Below are 22045 nucleotides of genomic sequence, written 5' to 3'. Positions count from 1 at the left end.
GATACTTAAATAAATTTTTAATTAACAAGCAAAGTCACTTTAGATTTAAATATAGCTACGTGACTTTGTTTTATTTACTATTATTGTAATGGTGGTATCCATCTTTGAAGTCGCAATACACTGATTAGATAATTGAAATAAATATTGTTGGAATGAAAATGCTCAGGTGGTTGCACATCAATTTCTTTTACATCAATGTTGAAACGTGTTGCTTGTTCATTAATTAAATCGAATTTTTTGTTTGAATGAGGATATGGATATTTAACCGCATTTACCATAATATACATCGCTTGGAAATGTTTACCATGTGTAGGTTTCATAATAATCGCCACTGAAGATAATTGTTTATCAAAAGTAGGGGTGTGGAAATAAACGATATGCTCAATTCTTGCATGATTGTATTCTATAAGTGTTGTAAATTCAAATAAGTCTGTAAGGCCTTCGCCCAATTGTATAAATGCTTGTTTCATTTTGCCCCTCCTTTCATGCAGTATGTATTATATAAAAATAACTTAAAGAATGGAAGTGTTTCTCAATGAGAGTGATTTCTGGAATCCATAAAAGTAAACCATTAGAAAGTATGGAAGGCCGTAACACTCGGCCTACGATGGACAAAGTTAAGGAAGGTATTTTTAACAGCCTACATGAAGTATCAGGTATCGGGTTAGATTTATTTGCTGGAAGTGGTGCTTTGGGTATTGAAGCATTGTCTCGGGGAATGGAAAAAGTAATTTTTGTAGATCAAAATTTTAAAGCAATAAAAATCATCAAAGCGAACCTTCAACATTTAAACATCTCTGACCAAGCGGAAGTATATAAAAATAATGCGGATAGAGCCCTTAAAGCACTTTCAAAAAGAGCGATGCAATTTGATGTTATATTTTTAGACCCACCTTATGATAAAGGATTAATTGATGAAGCACTGGACGGAATTATAAAGTTTAATTTATTAAAAGAAAATGGTATTATCGTTTGTGAGTTCAATCATAAAGAAGAGATTGATACAAAATCATTTCATGTGATTAAAAGATATCATTATGGATTAACAGACACTTTGTTATTAGAAAAAGGAGATTAAAATGTCTACAACTAAAGCAGTGATTCCAGGAAGTTTTGATCCAATTACATATGGCCATATTGACATCATTGATAGGAGTGCCGATCGTTTCGATGAATTGCATATTTGTGTTTTGAAAAATAACAACAAGTCGGGGACCTTTTCAGTTGATGAGCGCATTGAATTAATAGAAGCATCTGTAAAACACCTTGATAATGTTACAGTACATCATTTTAATGGATTACTTGTAGATTTTTGTGATGAAATTGGTGCGCAAACAATTATTAGAGGATTAAGAGCTGTAAGTGATTTTGAATACGAATTGAGATTGACTTCAATGAACAAAAAGTTAAATAGTAATGTAGAAACTATGTACATGATGACAAGTACAAATTATTCCTTTATTAGTTCGAGTGTAGTGAAAGAAGTGGCTGCATTTAAGGCTAATGTATCAGATTTTGTACCAGAACATGTTGAAAAAGCGTTGAATGAAAAATTCAAGAAATGATAAAGAACCACTTCCCAACTTGTTGGGTTAGTGGTTCTTATGCATGAGCTAAAGCTCAGGTAATCCTTAATACCACTTCCCAACTTGTTGGGTTAGTGGTTCTTATGCATGAGCTAAAGCTCAAGTAATCCTTAATACCACTTCCCAACTTGTTGGGTTAGTGGTTCTTATGCATGAGCTAAAGCTCAGGTAATCCTTAATACCACTTCCCAACTTGTTGGGTTAGTGGTTCTTTATGCATTCAGCAGAATGAAAGAAAGTAAACGTTGCACACTTCACGGTGAACAATTGAAGATAAAAGGGTGATAATCATTAACTTTGACTCGAGTTTATTATTTAATAAATTAAAAGAAACGAAATTAGCATTTTCATTGAAAGATTTAAATATAGAAACCTGGAATCAAGATTATGAAGCTATCAATTTTATTTTTAATAACATCACTTTTAAAAGTAGATTAGCTAAAAAAACACCGAAGAAACACGGCTACTTTGTTGCAATATGGCATAAAAATAATCAAGGGAACAATGTACCTTTTACTTATGATGAAATAGCAGATAAATTAGTTGTTAATATTATAGATGGTGTACAAAAAGGACAATTCGTTTTTCAAAAAGAAATACTCATGCACAAGGGTATAATTAGTTCTGAAAATAAAAAAGGGAAAATGGCTTTTCGTGTTTATCCAAGTTGGGAAAAGGATTTAAACAAAACTGCGCAGCTTAGTCAAAAATGGCAACTCGAATATTTTGTTGATTTGTCAAATGATGTTGATGAACAAAAGATAATTGAATTATATACATAGTGTTGACGCAAGATATCTAATATAAACATCCACTATTTTTTATTTCGTCTAATTGCGAACAATAAATGATACATAGGTATTTTTTGTAATGAAAAGTAAAGTGAAAGTGATTCAAACAATCTATTGTTTGAAATATAAATTGAAATACTATCATAATAAACGAGCCGAATACTAAAGTGTCCTACTATAAAAAAGCCTGAGTATGAAATTTTTATAAATTCATGCTCAGGCTGATTATACTAGAAATGAAATTTTAAATGTTTTCGAGTAGTAATTATTCATTTTAAACGCGTAATACATGTGTATTAAAATCTGTTTCTGTACGATTAGAAAGCAAATTATAAATGTGTGTTGAATGGATTTCTTGCTCAAATAAATGCGCATTTTGTTGATTTAGTTGCGTAATGAAATGACGTTCTGGAAATTTTTTCTTTAAGTATTTTAAATATTGTTGACCTTTTGATGACATACCAAGGATATGCACTGCTTTTATGTCGTTATGTTTATGTTGGTGTTGAAAGTTTAGTAAAATATTCATTAATATACGTTGTATATGCGTATATGTATATCTCTTTGTTTTAATCAACGACATTAAATGCTCAAATGATGAGGCATATCTGATTTTATCTAATATGCGATTTTCTAATCCTTCCCTCATCGTATAGATATTTTTCAATGAATTTGTTGTATGACTTAAAATAGCATATTTAATATACGGAAATGTATCTTCTACAGTCGCGTGTGGTTCTTGATAAAGCTGTTGTATTGAGTTAGGAACAACCGATTTCCATAGGTCATTTTGAGTTTGTAATGCATTGCGAATGGCAGTGCCACTAGCGAAATTTAAGTTTGAAATGTTGAAATCATGGTGATGACTACTTTCTCTTGATATCGTCCAAGGTTTGATATGTGGTGCTAACTTTTGAATTGCCCGCATATAAGAAATACCTAGTGTATTATTTGGAGAAGATAATAACGTATGATTGTTTAAAAGTTCACTTAATATTCTGGGATAACTTTTGCCTTCTTTTAGTTTCATTGAAAATTCAGATGTTTGTTCTATTTTAGAGATGTCTTTTTGCAATTCATGAAATGAATCGATATCACCTGATTCACTACCAAATGATAGATGATTTGCGTCAACATAACTTGCTATTTGGACAGCTGTTTCTGCAAAATATTGTCCTGCTGATAAAGCAGCTACTGCTGGCAATTCAATGACTAAATCGACAGCACTCAATGCCATTCGGGTGCGTATAAATTTATTATATATAGCTGGTTGCCCTCTCATAACAAAATTACCACTCATAATGGCTATTGATATTTCAGAATCGGTTATTGACTTTGATGTCTGGGCATGGTATAAGTGACCATTGTGGAAAGGATTATATTCAGTGACTAGTGCAACGCTTTTCATTTGCAATTCTCCCTTTCAGAATTCATTATAGATATTGTATCAGATTAATTTGTGTTAAGAAAAAATCTTGACAACTTTTATCTATAAAGTTAAAATAAATTTTGTGCTTGTTAGAGGTGAAGCCATATGAAATGGTCAATAACACAATTAAGAAAATTCCAAGATAAACCATTTGAGTTCCATCAAACGGTGAATTTTGATCATTTAGTAAAATCATTAGATTTAATAGATCTATCTGATATTGATGTTGAGGGTGAACTAACTGTCAAATCAAATGAAGTCATTGCAGATATGCATATAACTGGAACCTATACGATGGCATGTGCCCGTACGTTAGTACCAGTCGAAGTTCCTATTGATATAAAATCACAAGAAATTTTTGATTTAGAAGGTAACGAGTATATAAGTGATGACGAGGAAGATGAGCATTATCATGATGCCACAGACGGCATGATTAATCTAAAAGATATTGCTGAAGAACTTGTTATTATAGAAAAGCCAATGCGTGCTTTTGCAAATAATAGCGATCAGATGTTACGTGAAGGTAATGGTTGGGAAGTTATTGACGAGGAACAAGCGGTTGAGCTTGCTGAAGAAGAGGAAACTGAGCAAATCGATCCTAGGCTTCAAAAACTACAACAATTATATGACGAAGAGCAATAGCGGATTTAAATAATTTATAGTATAATAGATTATTGAGTCTGAAAATAATTTAGTAATGTATGAATATAAGGAGGATATATCATGGCAGTACCAAAAAGAAGAACGTCAAAAACAAGAAAAAATAAACGTCGTACTCATTTTAAAATTTCAGTACCTGGTATGACAGAATGCCCAAATTGTGGTGAATACAAATTATCTCACCGTGTTTGTAAGAACTGTGGTTCATACAAAGGTGAAGAAGTTGTATCTAAATAATTTCATTTATTTAAAGGCTAATGTATAGCCGAGATTAATCGTTCATTAATTATTCATATAATAATTTTTGAGCGATTTTTTATTTTATAATACTAATGCTATATACAATTGATGGGTTGTGTAAATGATGATTGAAATAAATGCACAAGTAATTTTAGAAAAAATAGAAAAAAGTGATAGCGAATGGTTATATAATCAGTTTAGTGATTATTTCCAAGAAATTTCTTCCTATCACGAATTAGAAAGATTATTGAAATCTTATAATACAATTAGGCATAAAAATATATTATATAAACACATACAACTCAATTATAAAGAAGAATACATATGGTTGGATGTAAAGCAAACATCTGGTATTAGTGTGACTTTAAATAAATATCATGAAATTATTGGTTTCGTTCTTATGCCTATCAACTTGGCAAACAGGCATAAAGAAACGAAATTAAGGTATACGATACCAGTTCCAAACAGTTGGTTTGTTTACGCTGGCGGAGAAAATGAACTTTTAAACCATCATTACTCATACAAAAATCAAAGTCATGCATTAGATTTAGTTTTTGTGAAGGATCATCTTACTTATCAGGGCAATCCTAATAGCTGTGAAAGTTATTATAGTTATGGTCAAAGTGTGATTGCACCAGCAAATGGCGTTGTAATAGACATTGTAGACGGAATACCAGATGCACCACCGGGTGAAAATAATATGAAACACCCTGAAGGGAATTACATCATTATTAAACATACAAGCAAAGAGTATAGTATGATAGCACATCTTAAACCAGACACATTTGAAGTGAATGTTGGAGATTATATAAGACGTGGGCAATTAATTGCACGAGTAGGAAATTCGGGTAACACAATGGAACCGCACATACATTTTCAAATTATGAATCAAAGCAACCCACAATTCGCCAAAACTTATAAGATTAGGTTACTAGATAACGTTTTGCCTGAAAAAGGTGATATGGTAAGTTATAGTGGAGACAGTATTATTATAGAAAATCAATTTGACTTAGCTAGAAGATGTAAGCAATTAAGTTCTAATATTAGGCATATATTTAAAAATTGAAATAAAGAGGCTATATTATGGAAATGATAACTTCTGCACAAAATAATAAAATTAAAAGTGCAAATAAATTAAAAAAGAAACGTGAAAGAGATAAAACAGGTCATGTACTTATCGAAGGTGTACATTTAATTGATGAAGCATATAAGAGTAATATAAAAATATTACAATTATTCGCAATTGATATCGATAGACTAGATGAGCAATTAGTGAATGATGCAGAAGAAGTATATGAAATAAATATAAAAGTTGCGGAATCATTGTCTGGTACGGTAACACCACAAGGATTCTTTGCGATTATAGAAAAAGTACATTATGAGGAACGCGCATATCAGCAAGTACTACTGTTAGATCGTATTCAAGATCCAGGTAATATGGGGACATTAATACGTACTGCGGATGCGGCAGGTATTGATTTAATCGTGCTAGAAAAAGGAACCGCAGATCCATATCAAGATAAAGTACTACGTGCAAGTCAAGGTAGTGTTTTTCATATTCCTATTATCACTAGAGATTTAAGTGAATTTATAGATGGTTTTAATGGAAATGTTTATGGTACAGCATTAGAGAACGCTATCCCTTATAATCAAATGGAACATCAAGAAAAATTTGTGCTGCTCCTTGGAAATGAGGGAGAAGGTGTCAACCCTAATTTATTAACACAAACGACTCAGAATTTAAACATTCCCATATATGGGCAAGCAGAAAGTTTAAATGTTGCCATAGCTGGTAGCATATTATTGTATCATCTCAAAGGTTGACCCTTTGAATGAACTTCGTATATAATACAAGTATCAATGAAAAATATTAACCTATAAAAAGACGTAAACTAATTGAGACAGTTGTTCAAGGGAGATTATTCATAGACTGAAAGATAATCCACTGTAATTGGTTTTTTTCATCTTTTTGGTTACTTAAAGAAATTTAAGTCGGAAATCATTTCCGTTATCAAAGATTACAAGTGTATGCGTGTGCATAAATTTGGGTGGTACCACGGAAAGCTTTCGTCCCAGTTTTAAGGGATGAAAGCTTTTTTGTATGCATTTATTGTTTATTTGAAAATATAGATCTTAAATAGGAGGCAAAGTATGGCACAAACAGAGGCAATGTCTGAGATTAAACAACAAGCATTAGTTGATATAAATGAAGCTCAAAATGAAAAAGAGTTACAAGATGTCAAAGTCAAATATCTAGGTAAAAAAGGTTCTGTGACTGGTTTGATGAAACATATGAAAGAATTATCAAACGAAGAGAAACCAGCATATGGCCAAAAAGTAAATGAAGTGAGACAAACGATCGAGGGTGAGATTGAATCCCGTCGAGAGGTTTTAGCAAATGCAAAATTAGAACAACAGTTAAAAGAAGAAAAAATTGATGTAACGTTGCCTAGCCGTAAAATTTCAATAGGTGCTAAGCATCCTTTAACAAGAACGATTGAAGAAATTGAAGATTTATTTTTAGGATTGGGCTATGAAATTGTTGATGGATATGAAGTTGAAAAAGATTATTACAATTTTGAAGCATTAAATTTACCAAAATCTCACCCAGCGAGAGATATGCAAGATAGTTTTTATATTACAGAAGATATTTTAATGCGCACACATACGTCACCAGTTCAAGCGAGAACAATGGAACAACGTAATGGTCAAGGACCAGTGAAAATATTATGTCCCGGTAAAGTTTATAGACGTGATTCTGACGATGCAACACACAGTCATCAATTTACGCAAATTGAAGGTTTAGTTGTAGACGAAAATATTCAAATGAGTGATTTGAAAGGGACATTAGAGTTGTTAGCCAAACAATTATTTGGTGAAGACAGAGAAATTCGTCTTCGTCCAAGTTACTTCCCATTTACTGAACCATCTGTAGAAGTTGATGTTTCTTGTTTTAAATGTGGTGGCGAGGGATGCAATGTCTGTAAACAAACGGGTTGGATAGAGATTTTAGGGGCAGGTATGGTTCACCCGAATGTACTAGAAATGGCTGGATTTGATGCAACGAAATATACAGGATTTGCTTTTGGTATGGGACCAGATAGAATTGCGATGCTCAAGTACGGTATTGAAGATATACGTCATTTCTATACGAATGATGTGCGTTTCTTAGACCAATTTAAAGCAGTAGAAGATAGAGGTGAGTTATAATGTTTATTTCAAAAGAATGGTTAGAGACATTTGTAGAAATTAATCAACCTGTCAATGTTCTAGCAGAAAAAATTACACGCACAGGTATTGAAGTAGATGATATTATTGATTACACAAAAGACATTAAAAATTTAGTGGTTGGATATATTCAATCTAAAGCACCGCATCCAGATGCAGATAAACTAAGTTTATGTCAAGTTGATATAGGTGAAGAAGCACCAGTGCAAATTGTTTGTGGTGCACCTAATGTAGATGCAGGACAGAGTGTCATTGTGGCAACTGTAGGTGGACGTTTACCTGGGGGAATAAAAATCAAAAGAGCAAAATTACGAGGTGAACGTTCAGAAGGAATGATTTGTTCATTACAAGAAATTGGTATTTCCTCAAATCTAGTTCCTAAACAATTTGAAGAAGGTATATATGTATTTACCTCAGATGTCAAACCTGGAACAGACGCCCTTACGGCTTTATATTTAAATGATCAAGTTATGGAATTTGATTTAACACCAAATAGAGCAGATGCATTAAGTATGATAGGTACAGCTTATGAAACAGCTGCACTTTATAATATGCCATTGAAAAAACCAGAAACACAATGCGAGACAACGAACGAACAAGCCGCTGATGAATTAAGTATTAGTGTTCAAAACCAAGACAAGGTACCGTACTACAGTGCTAGAATAGTGAAAAATGTTAAAATCCAACCATCACCAGAATGGATGCAAATGAGATTGATTAAAGCAGGTATTCGACCAATAAATAATGTTGTAGATATTTCAAATTATGTATTATTAGAATATGGTCAACCACTGCATATGTTTGATAAAGACCACATCGGCTCTGATCAAATAGAAGTGCGCCAAGCCAAAGCAGAAGAAAAAATGACAACACTAGATGATCAAGAGAGAACATTAAAAGAAAGTGATATTGTTATTACTAATGGTGATAGTCCTATTGCAATTGCTGGTGTTATGGGCGGCGATTTCTCAGAGGTGACTGAAAATACCACAAATGTCATCATCGAAGGTGCAATTTTCGACCCAGTTTCAATTAGACATACTTCCCGACGTTTAAATTTGCGTAGTGAAGCTTCAAGTCGATTTGAAAAGGGTATTGCAACAGAATTTGTAGACGAAGCGGTAGACAGAGCTTGTTATTTGCTACAACAATATACGAGTGGAACGGTGGTACAAGATCGTGTAGCTGCAGGCGACCTTGGCCAATTTGTTACTCCAATTGAAATTACTGTTGAAAAAGTAAACAAAACGATTGGTTTTGATTTATCGAGAGAAGAAATTGAAGCTATTTTTGTTCAACTAGGCTTTGAAACAACACTAGAAGGTAATGCATTGACAGTAATGGTTCCGTCTCGTCGTAAAGATATTACAATCAAAGAAGACCTAATCGAAGAAATTGCTCGAATATACGGTTATGATGAAATTCCTTCAACGTTACCTGTGTTTGAACATGTAACACCGGGTACATTAAATGATAGACAAGCAAAAACAAGAATAGTAAAAGCGACATTAGAAGGTGCCGGTTTAAGCCAAGCGATTAATTACTCACTTGTAGATAAAGCACGTGCAACTGATTTTGCACTGCAAGATCGCTCAACGATATCATTGCTGATGCCTATGAGTGAAGCACATGCTACTTTGAGACAGAGTTTGATTCCTCATCTCATTGATGATGTGTCTTATAATGTAGCTCGAAGTAATCATCATGTTGCGCTATATGAATTAGGGCGTGTATTCTTCGGCAATGAGGAAGATCAATTGCCAGACGAGGTAGAATATTTAAGCGGTATATTAACAGGAGATTATGCTGTTAATACTTGGCAAAGTAAAAAGGAAGCAATTGATTTCTTTGTAGCAAAAGGTATCGTTGAACGTATTGCAGAAATTTTAGACATTCAATTTGAATATGAAGCTGGTGAAATAACTGGATTACACCCTGGTAGAACTGCATTGGTTAAATTAAATAATGAAATCGTTGGATTCGTAGGGGAGTTACATCCGCAAACTGAAAATGATTATGATTTAAAACAAACTTATGTATTTGAACTTAATTACGATAAGTTGATGTCAGTTTCAGTAGGTTACATTAATTATCAACCAATACCAAGATTCCCTGGTGTATCAAGAGATATTGCACTAGTCATTAATCGTGCAACGCCATCAGCCCAAATCGTTAATGTGATTAAAAATAACGGTGGCGACATTTTACAAAAAACGGAAGTCTTTGACGTTTATGAAGGTGAACATGTGGCAGAAGATGAAAAATCAATTGCACTTCGTTTATCATATTTAGATACAAAACAAACACTTACAGATGATAAAGTAAATGAAGTACATGATCGTATTTTAGAAGCCTTACAAGCAGAAGGTGCAACGATTAGATAATATAATAAAGCCTTGAATCTATGTCGCATGTTGCGATGATTCAAGGCTTTATTTTGCATTAGTAACGTTATGATTTACAAAAAAGCGTTTATTGTTGCTTTTTATTTATTAAATTTAAAGCTTTTGTTCTGTTAGCAAAATGTTTTTTGGTCATGGTATCTAAATAATGGACACCTTTTTTATCAATGATTTTTGCAGCGGCCAAATCCACTTTATTACTGGCGCCTTTAGGTAATATAACTTTTGCGTATTTTGAAAGTTGATCCATATTTTTCACAAAGGCATAACGTGAAATAATACTAGCGGCAGCAATTGCTATGGATTTTGATTCACCTTTCGTTTCAAATTTTGTCTTATTTTCAAACGGCAGTTCGCCAAGTGCATATCTTTTATATACGCCAGGTTCAACAAATTGATCAATAACGATATAGTCAAGTTCGTCTGTGTCAATTTTTGCAACGACATTTTTAATTGCTTCGTTATGCAAAACTGCTTTCATTTTAACTTGAGACCAACCGGCTTTTTGTTTCTCGTTGTATTTTTCATTATGCATTGTTAATAAAGAATGTGGGATGAAAGTTATAATTTGTTCAGCAATTTCTATAATTTTAGGGTCAGTAAGTCTTTTAGAGTCGTCTACTCCAAGTGTTTTTAAGATTTGAGCGTCTTTTTCTGATACATAAGCTGCACAAACTGTTAGTGGTCCAAAGTAATCACCGCTGCCTGCCTCGTCACTACCGATACATTGAAATTGATTATAGGAGATGTGCTGTTTAGTTTGTTTGGTACTACCATGTTTTGTTTTGTTTTTGGGAGATGCTGATTTATTAGGTAATATAGCGTTTGCTACAGCTTCAGCATCTTTACCTTGAAACATTACTTTATTAGAATTATATATCGTAATCGCAGTATTGCAATGCTTTGCACGTGCTTTCATACCTTGTGAAAGATTAGTTGTATCAAAATTGATTTTAGTCATTAATTGTTGTATCTCTGAATTTGTTAATTTATGTACTATATTAGTCATTTAGTGACCTCTCTTTGTTCGTATAACGTATTTTAAAATTTAACAATGCATATCATATCATAAATTTAAATAAGTAAGCTATTTATGATATAACTAGCAATATGACTTTAATGAATGTGAATTAAAACCATTGTTTTATAATCATTAAATATTTCAAATAGAACAATTCCCACCTCTTACAAAAAAATATCTTGTCGTGTATAATAGTTCGTAATAAATATTATAAATTACCAACATATAAATATAAATAAAGTAAAACATTTAGATTAGAAATAAAATACAAAAGTCAGGAGTTATTATATGGGTGAGTTTAAAAATCGGATTAATGTAACTATAAATGATCAACATTATACAATCGTCGGAGAAGATAATCCTGAGCATATCCGTTATGTAGCACATTTGGTAGATGAAAGACTCAAAGAGTTAGCAAGTAAAAGTGCGGGTTTAGACACAACTAGAAAAGCCATTCTTACTGCAGTTAATATCATGCATGAAAAAGTCCAAGTAGAAGAAGAAAATGATCGTTTAAGACAAGAAATAAATCAATTGAAACATAGTGAAGATTAATGATTATTGATATAGTGATAGCTGTCATCTTTATATATATTGGCATCATTGGCTTTAGAAGAGGCGTGTGGTTATCAGCTATACATTTGAGCGCAACAATTTTTGCTTTGTGGATGGCTCAACGATATTATTTACAAATAGCACGACGCTTGGAGTTATTTGTCCCATATCCAAAGACACATGCTTACGATATGAATTTTGCATTTCAATTTGATAATTTGCAACAACGTTTTGAGCATATTGTCGCCTTTGTAACGATTGCTCTGATTACAAAAGTAATATGTTATGGCATTATTGTTATATTTGATTATACGCTTAAACAAAAGCTACCAAATATTACGAGCAGACTATGTGGTATGATTTTAAGTGTTATTCCATCGTTAATCATTAATGCTATTTTGTTATATAGTTGTGCAATTTATCCTAATGTGACGATACAACAACAACTTTCTCATTCGATTATAACAGAACATATATTATTACATATTCCATTTATCTCAATGTTTATCACACAACTATAAAGATATTGATGTGAAATTTATAGATTTAAAAAACTAGGGGGTCAAGGCATAACTGAAATACCAAAATAGTTTGGTGATGCTGTCTTGGCCTTTTTCTATGGAGTGAAACAAATGACTAAAAAAGAAATTATTCAATTATTAGAAAAAATTGCGGTGTATATGGAAATAAAAGGCGAAAACACTTTCAAAATTTCAGCTTATAGAAAAGCAGCTCAAAGTTTAGAAATAGATGAACGGCCTTTAGACCAAATCGAAGATGTTACAGAATTAAAAGGGATTGGTAAGGGTGTAGGAGACGTAATCAATGAATATAGAGAAACAGGTAATTCTACGACTTTAGCAACATTACAAGAAGAGGTGCCAGAAGGGTTAATTCCTTTACTTAAAATACAAGGTCTCGGTAGCAAAAAAATAGCGAAATTATATAAAGCGCTTAATATTGATGGGAAAGAAGCGTTGCAAAAAGCATGTGAAGAAGGAAAAGTAAGTGAATTAAGTGGATTCGCTAAGAAAACTGAAAAGAATATTCTTGAAGCAGTAAAAGCATTAGGAGCAAAAAAAGAGCGTTATCCAATTGATCAAATGAGAGGACTAAATATAGAAATTAGTGATTATTTATCATCGATTGAGACAGTAGAAAAATATGAAGTTGCAGGGAGTTTCCGTCGCTTTAAAGAAATGAGTAAAGACTTAGATTATATTATAAGCACGAATCAACCTTTAGAAGTTCAAAAAGCTTTATTAAAAATTCCAAATAAGGTTAAAGAAGTGGCAGTTGGAGCAACAAAAGTGTCATTAGAGTTAACTTATGATGACGAAACTATTGGCGTAGATTTTAGATTAATCGAGCCATCTGCTTTTTACCATACACTACAGCATTTTACAGGTTCAAAAGATCATAATATTCGAATCCGTCAATTGGCAAAAGAAAACAATGAAAAAGTTAGTGAATATGGTATAGAAAAAGAGAACGGCGCACTAATTCAATATAGCAGTGAACAAGAGATTTATAATCACTTTGGAGTGAATTGGATTGAACCTGCACTACGTGAAGATGGTAGCGAATTTGACAAAGGCTTAACAGATATTATCAATATCAATGATATCAATGGTGATATTCATATGCATACAACATATAGTGATGGTGCTTTTAGTATTGAAGATATGATTGAAGCAAACATCGCAAAAGGTTATCAGTTTATGGTTATTACAGATCATTCTCAAAGTTTAAAAGTCGCCAATGGACTTTCTGTTGAGCGGTTGTTGCGACAAAATGAAGAGATTAAAGCGTTAAACGAAAAATATGATGAAATTGATATATATTCAGGCATTGAAATGGACATTTTACCTGATGGCCGTTTAGACTATGATGATGAAATATTAGCACAGTTAGATTATGTCATCGCAGCGATACATCAAAGTTTCAACCAATCTCAAGAAGACATTATGTATCGACTAGAACAAGCATGTCGTAATCCTTATGTCCGTCATATTGCACATCCAACAGGACGTATCATAGGTAAACGTGCAGGTTATGAACCTGATATTGATAAATTATGTGAAATCGCAGAAGAAACAAATACTATTTTAGAAATCAATGCGAACCCTAAACGCTTAGATTTAAATGCAGATATCGTTAAAAAACATCCTAATGTTAAATTAACGATTAATACTGATGCTCATCACGTAGATCACTTAGAATTTATGAAATATGGTATAGCTACTGCACAAAAAGGTTTTGTAAAAAAAGAAAGCGTGATTAATACAATGGATAGAGCATCCTTTAAAACATTTATTGAAAATAATATAAAATTGAAGAAATAGAGGGATTATATGAGACAGAAATCATTAAATGTCTTAGAATTCGATAAAATAAAAGCACTTGTTGAAAAAGAAACCATGAGTGACTTAGGTAGAGAGAAAGTCGTTGAAATGGTACCAGCAACTGATTTTCAAACTGTCGAATTTCAAATGAATGAAACGGATGAAATTGCTCAAATATATAATAAACACCGTTTACCCAGTTTGAGTGGATTATCTAAGATTTCATCACTGATTCATAGAGCGACAATCGGCGGTGTATTAAGTGTTAAAGAACTTAATGCAATTAAACGTTTAATTCAAATTCAAAATCTATATAAGACATTTTATAATAATTTATTAGAAGAAGAAGAAGTAGTGAATTATGCTATTCTTCACGATAGGATGGAACAATTACCTGTCCTTTCAGAGTTGTATCAAAATATCCATCAAAAATGTGACGCTAATGATTTATTCGATAACGCTAGTTACGAATTACAAGGCATCCGGAGTAAAATTTCTGGTACGACTCAACGAATAAAACAAAACTTAGACAAAATTGTGAAGCGTCAAGCTAATCAGAAAAAGTTGTCAGATGCTATAATAACGGTGCGCAATGAACGCAATGTTATTCCGGTAAAAGCAGAATATCGTCAAGATTTTAATGGCATCGTTCATGACCAATCAGCTTCTGGGCAAACACTTTACATTGAACCTTCGTCTATCGTTGAAATGAATAATCAAATTAGCCGTCTAAGAAATGATGAAGCGGTTGAACGTGAACGTATTTTAACTGAGTTAACGGGTTATGTAGCGGCTGAAGCAGACGCTTGTTTAATTTCAGAAAATATTATGGGTCAAATTGACTTTTTAACCGCTAAAGCACGTTATGCACGCTCAATCAAAGGAACGAAACCTGAGTTTACCAGTGAGCGAATGGTTTATTTACCCAAAGCATTTCATCCTTTATTAGATAGAGATACCGTTGTAGCAAATACGATTGAATTTGCAGACGATATTGAAACTGTGATCATCACCGGTCCTAATACAGGGGGGAAAACTGTAACACTAAAAACCCTCGGACTCGTTATTTTGATGGCACAATCAGGGATGTTGATACCTACTTTAGACGGTAGTAAACTAAGCATTTTTGAAAATGTTTATTGTGATATCGGAGATGAGCAATCTATTGAACAATCACTTTCAACTTTTTCCTCACACATGAAAAATATTGTTGAAATCTTACAGCATACAACAAAAAATAGTTTGATTCTTTTTGATGAACTAGGTGCTGGGACAGATCCGAGTGAAGGTGCTGCTTTAGCGATGAGTATCTTAGATCATGTTCATGAAATAGGATCATTAGTAATGGCGACAACGCATTACCCTGAACTTAAAGCATACAGTTACAATAGATCAGGTGTGATGAATGCTAGCGTAGAGTTTGATGTTAATACATTAAGCCCAACATATAAATTGCTCATGGGTGTACCGGGACGTTCTAATGCTTTTGATATTTCAAAAAAATTAGGACTCAATATGAAAGTGATTCAAAACGCGAAAGCAATGATAGGACAGGATGAGCAAGAAATAAATGAAATGATTGCTTCATTAGAAAAAAATTCTAAACGTGTAGACGAACAGAGAATTGAATTAGATGGTCTATTAAGAGAAGCTCAAGAAACACATGATGAACTTGAAAAAGAATATGATAAATATCGTAATCAAGAGAAACAATTAATGAGTGAAGCCAAAGAAAAAGCCAATCAACGCGTGAAAGCCGCTACCCAAGAAGCAGATGAGATCATTAAAGAATTACGCGAACTTAGAGATAAAAAAGGTGCTGATGTAAAAGAACATGAGCTTATCAATAAAAAGAAACAGCTGGATGATCAATATGAAGCTAAGTCAATAAAGCAAAATGTCGAAAAGAAAAAATGGGATGAAATTAAAGTTGGCGATGAAGTAAAAGTTCTGACATATGGGCAAAAAGGTGAAATATTAGAATTACTAGATGATAATGAAGCGGTTGTTCAAATGGGCATCATTAAAATGAAATTACCAACCAGTGACTTAGAAAAAACACAAAAGACGAAAGAAGCACCTTCTAAAATGGTTAAACGTGAAAATCGTCAAAGTATTAAAATGGAACTTGATTTACGTGGCTACCGCTATGATGAAGCAATGGTTGCGGTTGATCAATATTTAGACCAAGCTGTATTAAGTAATTATGAACAAGTATATATTATTCATGGTAAAGGAACAGGTGCACTTCAAAAAGGTGTGCAAAAACATTTAAAACAACATAAAAATGTGTCATCATATAGGAACGGCATGCCAAGTGAAGGTGGATTTGGCGTGACCGTTGCAGAATTGAAATAAATGTGAGCAAGAGGTATGCAGATTTGTACAAAGTCTGTTATAATTTCTTCATCATTTGAAATTTAAGGAGGATTGGCAGTTATGGCAATCGTAAAAGTAACAGATTCAAACTTTGATGAAAATATTCAATCAGGTGTCAATTTAGTAGATTTTTGGGCAACATGGTGTGGCCCATGTAAGATGATTGCTCCAGTATTAGAAGAATTAGCTGGTGATTATGATGGAAAAGCTAATATTTTAAAACTTGATGTAGATGAAAATCCGTCAACAGCTGCTAAATTTGAAGTAATGAGTATCCCGACTTTAATCTTATTTAAAGATGGTGAACCTGTCGATAAAGTTGTAGGCTTCCAACCTAAAGAAAACTTAGCAGAAGTAATTGAGAAACACTTATAAAAGCACAACGAAACGACCTGGGACATCAATGATTGTCTCAGGTTTTTTCTGTGATTTTTGTTAGTTTGTCTGAAATCGTAGTTTTTATGATTTTTATAGAGCTAGGCCTACATTCTGATTATTTATAGCATTGGTATAAAAATGCGAATTTGCATTATATTCATAACTAAAATTGACTGCATATCCACACCCTATATTATTCAACGTCGCTTATCCTCTAAATTTGGTTTATGAAAAAGCTTCAGTGTTTAAAATATTTTGATGCACCAGCATTTTATAGATTAAGGTGCTTTATATATAATGTTTGAAATTTTTACTGGCCACATATTTCATGTTCAAACGAATACTTTGGTTTAATGATAATGTATATTCTATAATGAATATTAGAATTAAAATTTTATATTTGCGAATAAGCTTTCAACGTTATATAACTGTGATGCAAATGATATATATCTTATTTTAGCAATATATTTTTACAAGAAAGGGGGGACTAAAGTGGAAAAATATCAAGAAGATATTAAACAAAAATTAACGGTCGTACCCACTGAACCGGGTTGCTATTTAATGAAAGATCGAAATGATCAAATTATTTATGTCGGCAAGGCTAAAAAATTAAGAAATAGATTAAGATCTTATTTTACAGGTGCACATGATGCTAAAACGACACGGCTCGTTTCAGAAATTAGAAACTTCGAATATATTGTAACTTCGAGTGAAACAGAATCATTATTGCTCGAACTTAATTTGATTAAACAATATCAACCGAGATATAACATTTTGTTGAAAGACGATAAAAGTTACCCTTTTATTAAAATCACTAAAGAAAAATATCCTCGGTTAATTGTGACACGCACAGTTAAAAAAGGAACAGGAAAATATTTTGGGCCTTATCCTAATGCATATTCAGCACAAGAGACAAAAAAGTTATTAGATAGAATTTATCCATTTAGAAAGTGTGATAAAATGCCCGATAAATTGTGTCTTTATTACCATATTGGCCAATGTTTAGGTCCTTGTGTTTACCCAGTAGATTTAAATAAATATGCTGAAATGACTAAAGAAATTACTGACTTTTTAAATGGCGAAGATAAAACAATATTGAATAACTTAGAACAAAAAATGAATGAAGCGAGTGAAGCACTAGACTTTGAAAGAGCAAAAGAGTACAGAGATTTAATACAACATATTCACAATTTAACTAAAAAACAAAAAATTACAACTTCGGATAATACTATAAGAGATGTTTTTGGGTATAGTGTGTCAAAAGGTTGGATGTGTATTCAAGTGTTTTTCATTAGACAAGGGAATATGATTAAGCGAGATGCAACTATGATTCCATTGCAACAAACAGAAGAAGAAGAATTTTATACTTTTATAGGTCAATTTTATGATTTAAATCAACACATTCTTCCTAAAGAAGTCCATATTCCTAAAAATTTAAACAAAGACATCATTCAATCGGTAGTAGATACGAAAATAGTCCAACCCATTAAAGGTAAGAAAAAAGAAATGATTGATTTAGCGAATCATAATGCTGAAGTTACGCTAGAGAATAAATTTGAACTCATTGCTAAAGATGAATCACGTACCGTGAAGGCAATTGAAGAATTAGGGGATCATATGGGGATTCAAACGCCTATTCGTATTGAAGCTTTTGACAATTCAAACATACAAGGTGTACACCCTGTTTCAGCTATGGTTTCATTTGTTGATGGCAAACCTAATAAAAAAGGATACCGTAAATATAAAATTAAAACGGTGGATGGCCCAGATGATTATAAATCGATGAGAGAAGTTGTGCGTAGACGTTATACACGTGTTTTAAATGAAGGTACACCATTACCAGACTTAATCATCGTCGATGGTGGTAAAGGTCATATGAACGGAGTAATCGATGTGCTTGAAAACGAATTAGGTTTGGATATACCAGTTGCTGGGCTACGTAAAAATGATAAACACCAAACCTCAGAGATTCTGTATGGTGAAAGTGCAGAGATTGTACCTTTGAAAAAAAATAGCCAAGCGTTTTATTTACTTCAAAGAATACAAGATGAAGTTCATAGATTTGCAATTACGTTTCATAGACAAACACGCCAGAAAACTGGTTTACAATCAGTTTTAGATACCGTAGATGGTATAGGTTCTAAACGCAAAACAAAACTATTACGAACTTTTGGCTCCATAAAGAAAATGAAAGAGGCAAGTATCGAAGATCTAAAGTCTTCTGGTTTACCTCAAAAAGTCGCTGAGAATCTTCATCACGCACTATATAACAAATAGAAAAAAAGAATATGGCATGAGAATCATTCTCATGCCCAAAATTTTATGAATTAGTGTTACAATAGCAAATAACAGGAATTCTTTTTTTAAAAGTATATGGAAGCGTTTACTAATTGAGAAAAATTATCACTTAAATCTAAATAATAAAACAATTGTTAAATTCAACTAGGGGTATTACTTCATTGTTTTATACATACATGTTGAAGTTTATATTGCTATAAATATAAAGCGATTGCATAACATGTTGTTGTTTAGTTTTAGTTGATAAGTGTCATCACATTTATACTTTAAAAAAAGGATACCAAAAAATTAATTGTTTCACAGGGGGGACTTCCTTTTGGCATATTCGAAAAATCAATTCTATTTAAGACGCTTACATTCTTTGTTAGGCGTAATACCGATAGGTGGATTCTTATTAGTGCATCTACTTGTTAACCACCAAGCTACAAAAGGCGTTGAGGCGTTTAACAAGGCTGCTGGATTTATGGAATCTTTACCATTCTTGATTGCATTGGAGTTTATCGTAATTTACATTCCAATTCTATATCATGCGGTATATGGTGTACATATTGCCTTTACGGCAAAAGAAAACGTAGGACATTACTCTCAATTTAGAAATTGGATGTTCTTATTGCAACGTATTACAGGTATTGTAACGTTTATTTTTGTTGCTATACATTTATGGCAAACACGTATTCAGCGTGCATTAGGTCAAGAAGTAAACTTCGATATGGTACATGATATTGTATCTAATCCAGGTTGGTTAATTTTCTATATCATTTGTTTACTTTCTGTAACATTCCACTTCGCAAATGGCTTATGGTCATTTTTAGTTACATGGGGTGTTTTACAATCTAAAAGATCACAACAGATTTTTACATGGGTATCACTTGTTGTATTTATCGTAGTTTCGTATATCGGAATAAGTGCTATTCTTGCGTTCGTATAATTTAAAAATGTTTCAGATATATTTAGGGGAGTGACTATTTATGGCAGAGAAGAAAATTATTGTTGTCGGTGGAGGACTTGCCGGTCTGATGTCAACAATTAAAGCAGCAGAACAAGGCGCACACGTTGACTTGTTCTCATTAGTGCCTGTTAAACGTTCACATTCCGTATGTGCCCAAGGTGGCATAAACGGAGCAATCAATACGAAAGGTGAAGGTGACTCACCTGCTGTTCACTTTGATGACACAGTTTATGGTGGAGATTTCTTAGCGAATCAGCCACCAGTAAAAGCAATGGCAGAAGAAGCGCCAAATATTATACATTTACTTGATCGTATGGGTGTAATGTTTAATAGAACGAATGAAGGCTTGCTAGATTTCCGTCGCTTTGGTGGTACGATGTATCACAGAACGGCATATGCTGGAGCAACAACTGGACAACAATTAATGTATGCCTTAGATGAACAAGTACGTAGTTATGAAGTGGATGGTTTAGTTACAAAATATGAAGGATGGGAATTCTTAGGTATTGTCAAAGATGATGACAATATGGCCAGAGGTATTGTGGCTCAAGATATGACATCTTCTGAAATAAAATCATTTGGTTCAGATGCAGTTATTATGGCAACTGGTGGTCCAGGTATTATATTTGGTAAAACAACAAACTCAATGATTAATACTGGTTCTGCTGCATCAATCGTTTACCAACAAGGAGCAATTTATGCAAATGGTGAGTTTATTCAAATTCATCCAACAGCAATCCCTGGCGATGACAAACTACGATTAATGAGTGAATCGGCTCGTGGTGAAGGTGGACGTATTTGGACATACAAAGATGGTAAACCATGGTACTTCTTAGAAGAAAAATATCCAGATTATGGTAACTTAGTACCTCGTGATATTGCAACACGTGAAATTTTTGATGTATGTGTTAATCAAAAATTAGGTATTAACGGTGAAAACATGGTATACCTTGATCTTTCTCATAAAGATCCGCATGAATTAGATGTAAAATTAGGTGGCATCATTGAAATTTATGAAAAATTCACTGGTGACGATCCAAGAAAAGTACCAATGAAAATCTTCCCAGCAGTCCACTATTCAATGGGTGGCCTTTATGTAGATTATGATCAAATGACAAATATCAAAGGCTTATTTGCAGCAGGTGAGTGTGATTTCTCACAACATGGTGGTAACCGTTTAGGTGCTAATTCATTGTTATCTGCTATTTACGGCGGAACAGTTGCAGGACCAAATGCAATTGAATATGTTGCAAATATTGAAAAATCATATACTGATTTGGACGACAGCATTTATGAAAAACGTGTTAAAGAAGAACAAGAAAAATTCGATAATTTATTGAATATGAATGGTACAGAAAATGCATATAAACTTCATAGAGAACTTGGTGAAGTTATGACAGCAAACGTTACTGTTGTACGTGATAATAAAGCATTATTGGAAACAGACAAGAAAATCCTAGAATTGATGGAACGTTATCAAGATATTGACATTGAAGATACGCAAACATGGAGTAACCAAGCAGTCTTCTTTACTCGTCAATTATGGAATATGTTAGTACTAGCACGTGTAATTACAATCGGTGCATACAACCGAAATGAGACTCGTGGGGCACATTATAAACCTGAATTCCCTGAGAGAAACGACGAAGAATGGTTGAAAACGACTTTAGCATCATATCAAGGAAAAACAGAACCGCCTAAATTTACATACGAACCAGTAGATGTAAGTTTAATCCCACCTCGTAAACGTGACTATTCAAGTAGTTCTAAAGGAGGTAAATAAA

At 33.0% G+C, this 22045-nt stretch carries 20 protein-coding genes; 17 read left to right on the top strand and 3 right to left on the bottom strand.

The annotated features are described in order from the left end of the window. Positions 1-80: 80 nt before the first annotated feature. Positions 81-470 (bottom strand): DUF7147 family protein, encoded by a 390-nt coding sequence (locus FYJ81_RS03520; RefSeq protein ID WP_107384380.1) that lies wholly within the window; start codon positions 468-470, stop codon positions 81-83. Between the two features lie 65 nt (positions 471-535). Here FYJ81_RS03520 and rsmD point away from each other — a divergent pair, with 65 nt between their 5' ends. The 3 genes from rsmD (at position 536) to FYJ81_RS03505 (ending at position 2368) form a co-directional block, all read left to right on the top strand. Continuing rightward, positions 536-1078 (top strand): 16S rRNA (guanine(966)-N(2))-methyltransferase RsmD, encoded by a 543-nt coding sequence (gene rsmD / locus FYJ81_RS03515; protein ID WP_107384381.1) that lies wholly within the window; start codon positions 536-538, stop codon positions 1076-1078. Between the two features lies 1 nt (position 1079). Beyond that, positions 1080-1565: a pantetheine-phosphate adenylyltransferase gene (gene coaD, locus FYJ81_RS03510; RefSeq protein WP_154409309.1), complete on the top strand. Its 486-nt coding sequence runs from the start codon at positions 1080-1082 to the stop codon at positions 1563-1565. A 302-nt stretch (positions 1566-1867) separates the two neighbouring features. Continuing rightward, positions 1868-2368 carry a MepB family protein gene (locus FYJ81_RS03505; RefSeq protein WP_192942993.1) on the top strand — a complete coding sequence of 167 codons (501 nt, stop codon included), beginning with the start codon at positions 1868-1870 and terminating at the stop codon, positions 2366-2368. Positions 2369-2651: 283 nt separating this feature from the next. Here the strand turns inward: FYJ81_RS03505 and FYJ81_RS03500 are convergent, their stop codons facing one another. Beyond that, positions 2652-3785: a nucleotidyltransferase gene (locus FYJ81_RS03500; RefSeq protein WP_107384384.1), complete on the bottom strand. Its 1134-nt coding sequence runs from the start codon at positions 3783-3785 to the stop codon at positions 2652-2654. A gap of 126 nt (positions 3786-3911) precedes the next feature. Here FYJ81_RS03500 and FYJ81_RS03495 point away from each other — a divergent pair, with 126 nt between their 5' ends. From FYJ81_RS03495 to pheT, 6 genes are all read left to right on the top strand, one after another. Then, entirely contained in the window at positions 3912-4448 is a 537-nt protein-coding gene (locus FYJ81_RS03495) for a YceD family protein (protein WP_107384385.1), read from the top strand. Positions 4449-4529: 81 nt separating this feature from the next. After that, a complete protein-coding gene (gene rpmF, locus FYJ81_RS03490) occupies positions 4530-4703 on the top strand; it encodes a 50S ribosomal protein L32 (RefSeq protein WP_019469283.1) in 174 nt (57 codons plus the stop codon). A gap of 124 nt (positions 4704-4827) precedes the next feature. After that, on the top strand, positions 4828-5772 hold the full coding sequence (locus FYJ81_RS03485) for a M23 family metallopeptidase (protein WP_107384386.1): 945 nt from the start codon (positions 4828-4830) through the stop codon (positions 5770-5772). 17 nt (positions 5773-5789) lie between these two features. Then, positions 5790-6530, top strand: coding sequence for a TrmH family RNA methyltransferase (locus tag FYJ81_RS03480; protein WP_154409308.1), 741 nt, complete (start codon positions 5790-5792; stop codon positions 6528-6530). Positions 6531-6857: 327 nt separating this feature from the next. After that, the gene (pheS, locus tag FYJ81_RS03475) at positions 6858-7916 is read left to right on the top strand and encodes a phenylalanine--tRNA ligase subunit alpha (RefSeq protein ID WP_107386411.1); all 1059 of its coding nucleotides are present in this window, start codon (positions 6858-6860) and stop codon (positions 7914-7916) included. After that, positions 7916-10318, top strand: coding sequence for a phenylalanine--tRNA ligase subunit beta (gene pheT, locus FYJ81_RS03470; protein WP_154409307.1), 2403 nt, complete (start codon positions 7916-7918; stop codon positions 10316-10318). Before pheS ends, pheT begins: the two co-directional genes overlap by 1 nt. Before the next feature lie 88 nt (positions 10319-10406). On the opposite strand, the gene rnhC is transcribed toward pheT, so the two are convergent. After that, entirely contained in the window at positions 10407-11345 is a 939-nt protein-coding gene (gene rnhC / locus FYJ81_RS03465) for a ribonuclease HIII (protein WP_154409306.1), read from the bottom strand. Between the two features lie 300 nt (positions 11346-11645). Here rnhC and zapA point away from each other — a divergent pair, with 300 nt between their 5' ends. The 8 genes from zapA to sdhA all read left to right on the top strand — a co-directional run bounded on the left by zapA (position 11646) and on the right by sdhA (position 22044). After that, positions 11646-11912: a cell division protein ZapA gene (gene zapA, locus FYJ81_RS03460; protein WP_019469289.1), complete on the top strand. Its 267-nt coding sequence runs from the start codon at positions 11646-11648 to the stop codon at positions 11910-11912. Then, positions 11912-12433: a CvpA family protein gene (locus tag FYJ81_RS03455; RefSeq protein ID WP_107383700.1), complete on the top strand. Its 522-nt coding sequence runs from the start codon at positions 11912-11914 to the stop codon at positions 12431-12433. The genes zapA and FYJ81_RS03455 overlap by 1 nt, the downstream gene beginning before the upstream one ends. Before the next feature lie 111 nt (positions 12434-12544). Then, positions 12545-14257 (top strand): DNA polymerase/3'-5' exonuclease PolX, encoded by a 1713-nt coding sequence (polX, locus tag FYJ81_RS03450; RefSeq protein ID WP_154409305.1) that lies wholly within the window; start codon positions 12545-12547, stop codon positions 14255-14257. A gap of 9 nt (positions 14258-14266) precedes the next feature. Then, the gene (locus FYJ81_RS03445; protein ID WP_154409304.1) at positions 14267-16615 is read left to right on the top strand and encodes an endonuclease MutS2; all 2349 of its coding nucleotides are present in this window, start codon (positions 14267-14269) and stop codon (positions 16613-16615) included. Positions 16616-16696: 81 nt separating this feature from the next. After that, positions 16697-17011 (top strand): thioredoxin, encoded by a 315-nt coding sequence (gene trxA / locus FYJ81_RS03440; RefSeq protein ID WP_019469293.1) that lies wholly within the window; start codon positions 16697-16699, stop codon positions 17009-17011. 495 nt (positions 17012-17506) lie between these two features. After that, positions 17507-19291, top strand: coding sequence for an excinuclease ABC subunit UvrC (gene uvrC / locus FYJ81_RS03435; RefSeq protein ID WP_019469294.1), 1785 nt, complete (start codon positions 17507-17509; stop codon positions 19289-19291). Between the two features lie 337 nt (positions 19292-19628). After that, positions 19629-20240: a succinate dehydrogenase cytochrome b558 subunit gene (locus FYJ81_RS03430; protein WP_107383703.1), complete on the top strand. Its 612-nt coding sequence runs from the start codon at positions 19629-19631 to the stop codon at positions 20238-20240. A 40-nt stretch (positions 20241-20280) separates the two neighbouring features. Continuing rightward, positions 20281-22044 carry a succinate dehydrogenase flavoprotein subunit gene (gene sdhA / locus FYJ81_RS03425; protein ID WP_107383704.1) on the top strand — a complete coding sequence of 588 codons (1764 nt, stop codon included), beginning with the start codon at positions 20281-20283 and terminating at the stop codon, positions 22042-22044. Position 22045 lies beyond the last annotated feature (1 nt).

This window comes from Staphylococcus sp. McC-251-APC-3A2, assembly GCF_009695665.1.
Taxonomy (GTDB): domain Bacteria; phylum Bacillota; class Bacilli; order Staphylococcales; family Staphylococcaceae; genus Staphylococcus; species Staphylococcus cohnii.
Note: the sequence above shows the minus strand (reverse complement) of the source record. Positions and strands in the feature narration are given on the sequence as shown.

Coding starts and splice junctions, on each gene's coding strand:
- pheT (WP_154409307.1), top strand. CDS start 7,916: ATGTTTATTTCAAAAGAATGGTTAGAGACATTTGTAGAAATTAATCAA.
- FYJ81_RS03480 (WP_154409308.1), top strand. CDS start 5,790: ATGGAAATGATAACTTCTGCACAAAATAATAAAATTAAAAGTGCAAAT.
- polX (WP_154409305.1), top strand. CDS start 12,545: ATGACTAAAAAAGAAATTATTCAATTATTAGAAAAAATTGCGGTGTAT.
- sdhA (WP_107383704.1), top strand. CDS start 20,281: ATGGCAGAGAAGAAAATTATTGTTGTCGGTGGAGGACTTGCCGGTCTG.
- FYJ81_RS03445 (WP_154409304.1), top strand. CDS start 14,267: ATGAGACAGAAATCATTAAATGTCTTAGAATTCGATAAAATAAAAGCA.
- pheS (WP_107386411.1), top strand. CDS start 6,858: ATGGCACAAACAGAGGCAATGTCTGAGATTAAACAACAAGCATTAGTT.
- trxA (WP_019469293.1), top strand. CDS start 16,697: ATGGCAATCGTAAAAGTAACAGATTCAAACTTTGATGAAAATATTCAA.
- FYJ81_RS03520 (WP_107384380.1), bottom strand. CDS start 470: ATGAAACAAGCATTTATACAATTGGGCGAAGGCCTTACAGACTTATTT.
- zapA (WP_019469289.1), top strand. CDS start 11,646: ATGGGTGAGTTTAAAAATCGGATTAATGTAACTATAAATGATCAACAT.
- FYJ81_RS03495 (WP_107384385.1), top strand. CDS start 3,912: ATGAAATGGTCAATAACACAATTAAGAAAATTCCAAGATAAACCATTT.
- FYJ81_RS03455 (WP_107383700.1), top strand. CDS start 11,912: ATGATTATTGATATAGTGATAGCTGTCATCTTTATATATATTGGCATC.
- rpmF (WP_019469283.1), top strand. CDS start 4,530: ATGGCAGTACCAAAAAGAAGAACGTCAAAAACAAGAAAAAATAAACGT.
- FYJ81_RS03500 (WP_107384384.1), bottom strand. CDS start 3,785: ATGAAAAGCGTTGCACTAGTCACTGAATATAATCCTTTCCACAATGGT.
- FYJ81_RS03485 (WP_107384386.1), top strand. CDS start 4,828: ATGATGATTGAAATAAATGCACAAGTAATTTTAGAAAAAATAGAAAAA.
- rsmD (WP_107384381.1), top strand. CDS start 536: ATGAGAGTGATTTCTGGAATCCATAAAAGTAAACCATTAGAAAGTATG.
- coaD (WP_154409309.1), top strand. CDS start 1,080: ATGTCTACAACTAAAGCAGTGATTCCAGGAAGTTTTGATCCAATTACA.
- rnhC (WP_154409306.1), bottom strand. CDS start 11,345: ATGACTAATATAGTACATAAATTAACAAATTCAGAGATACAACAATTA.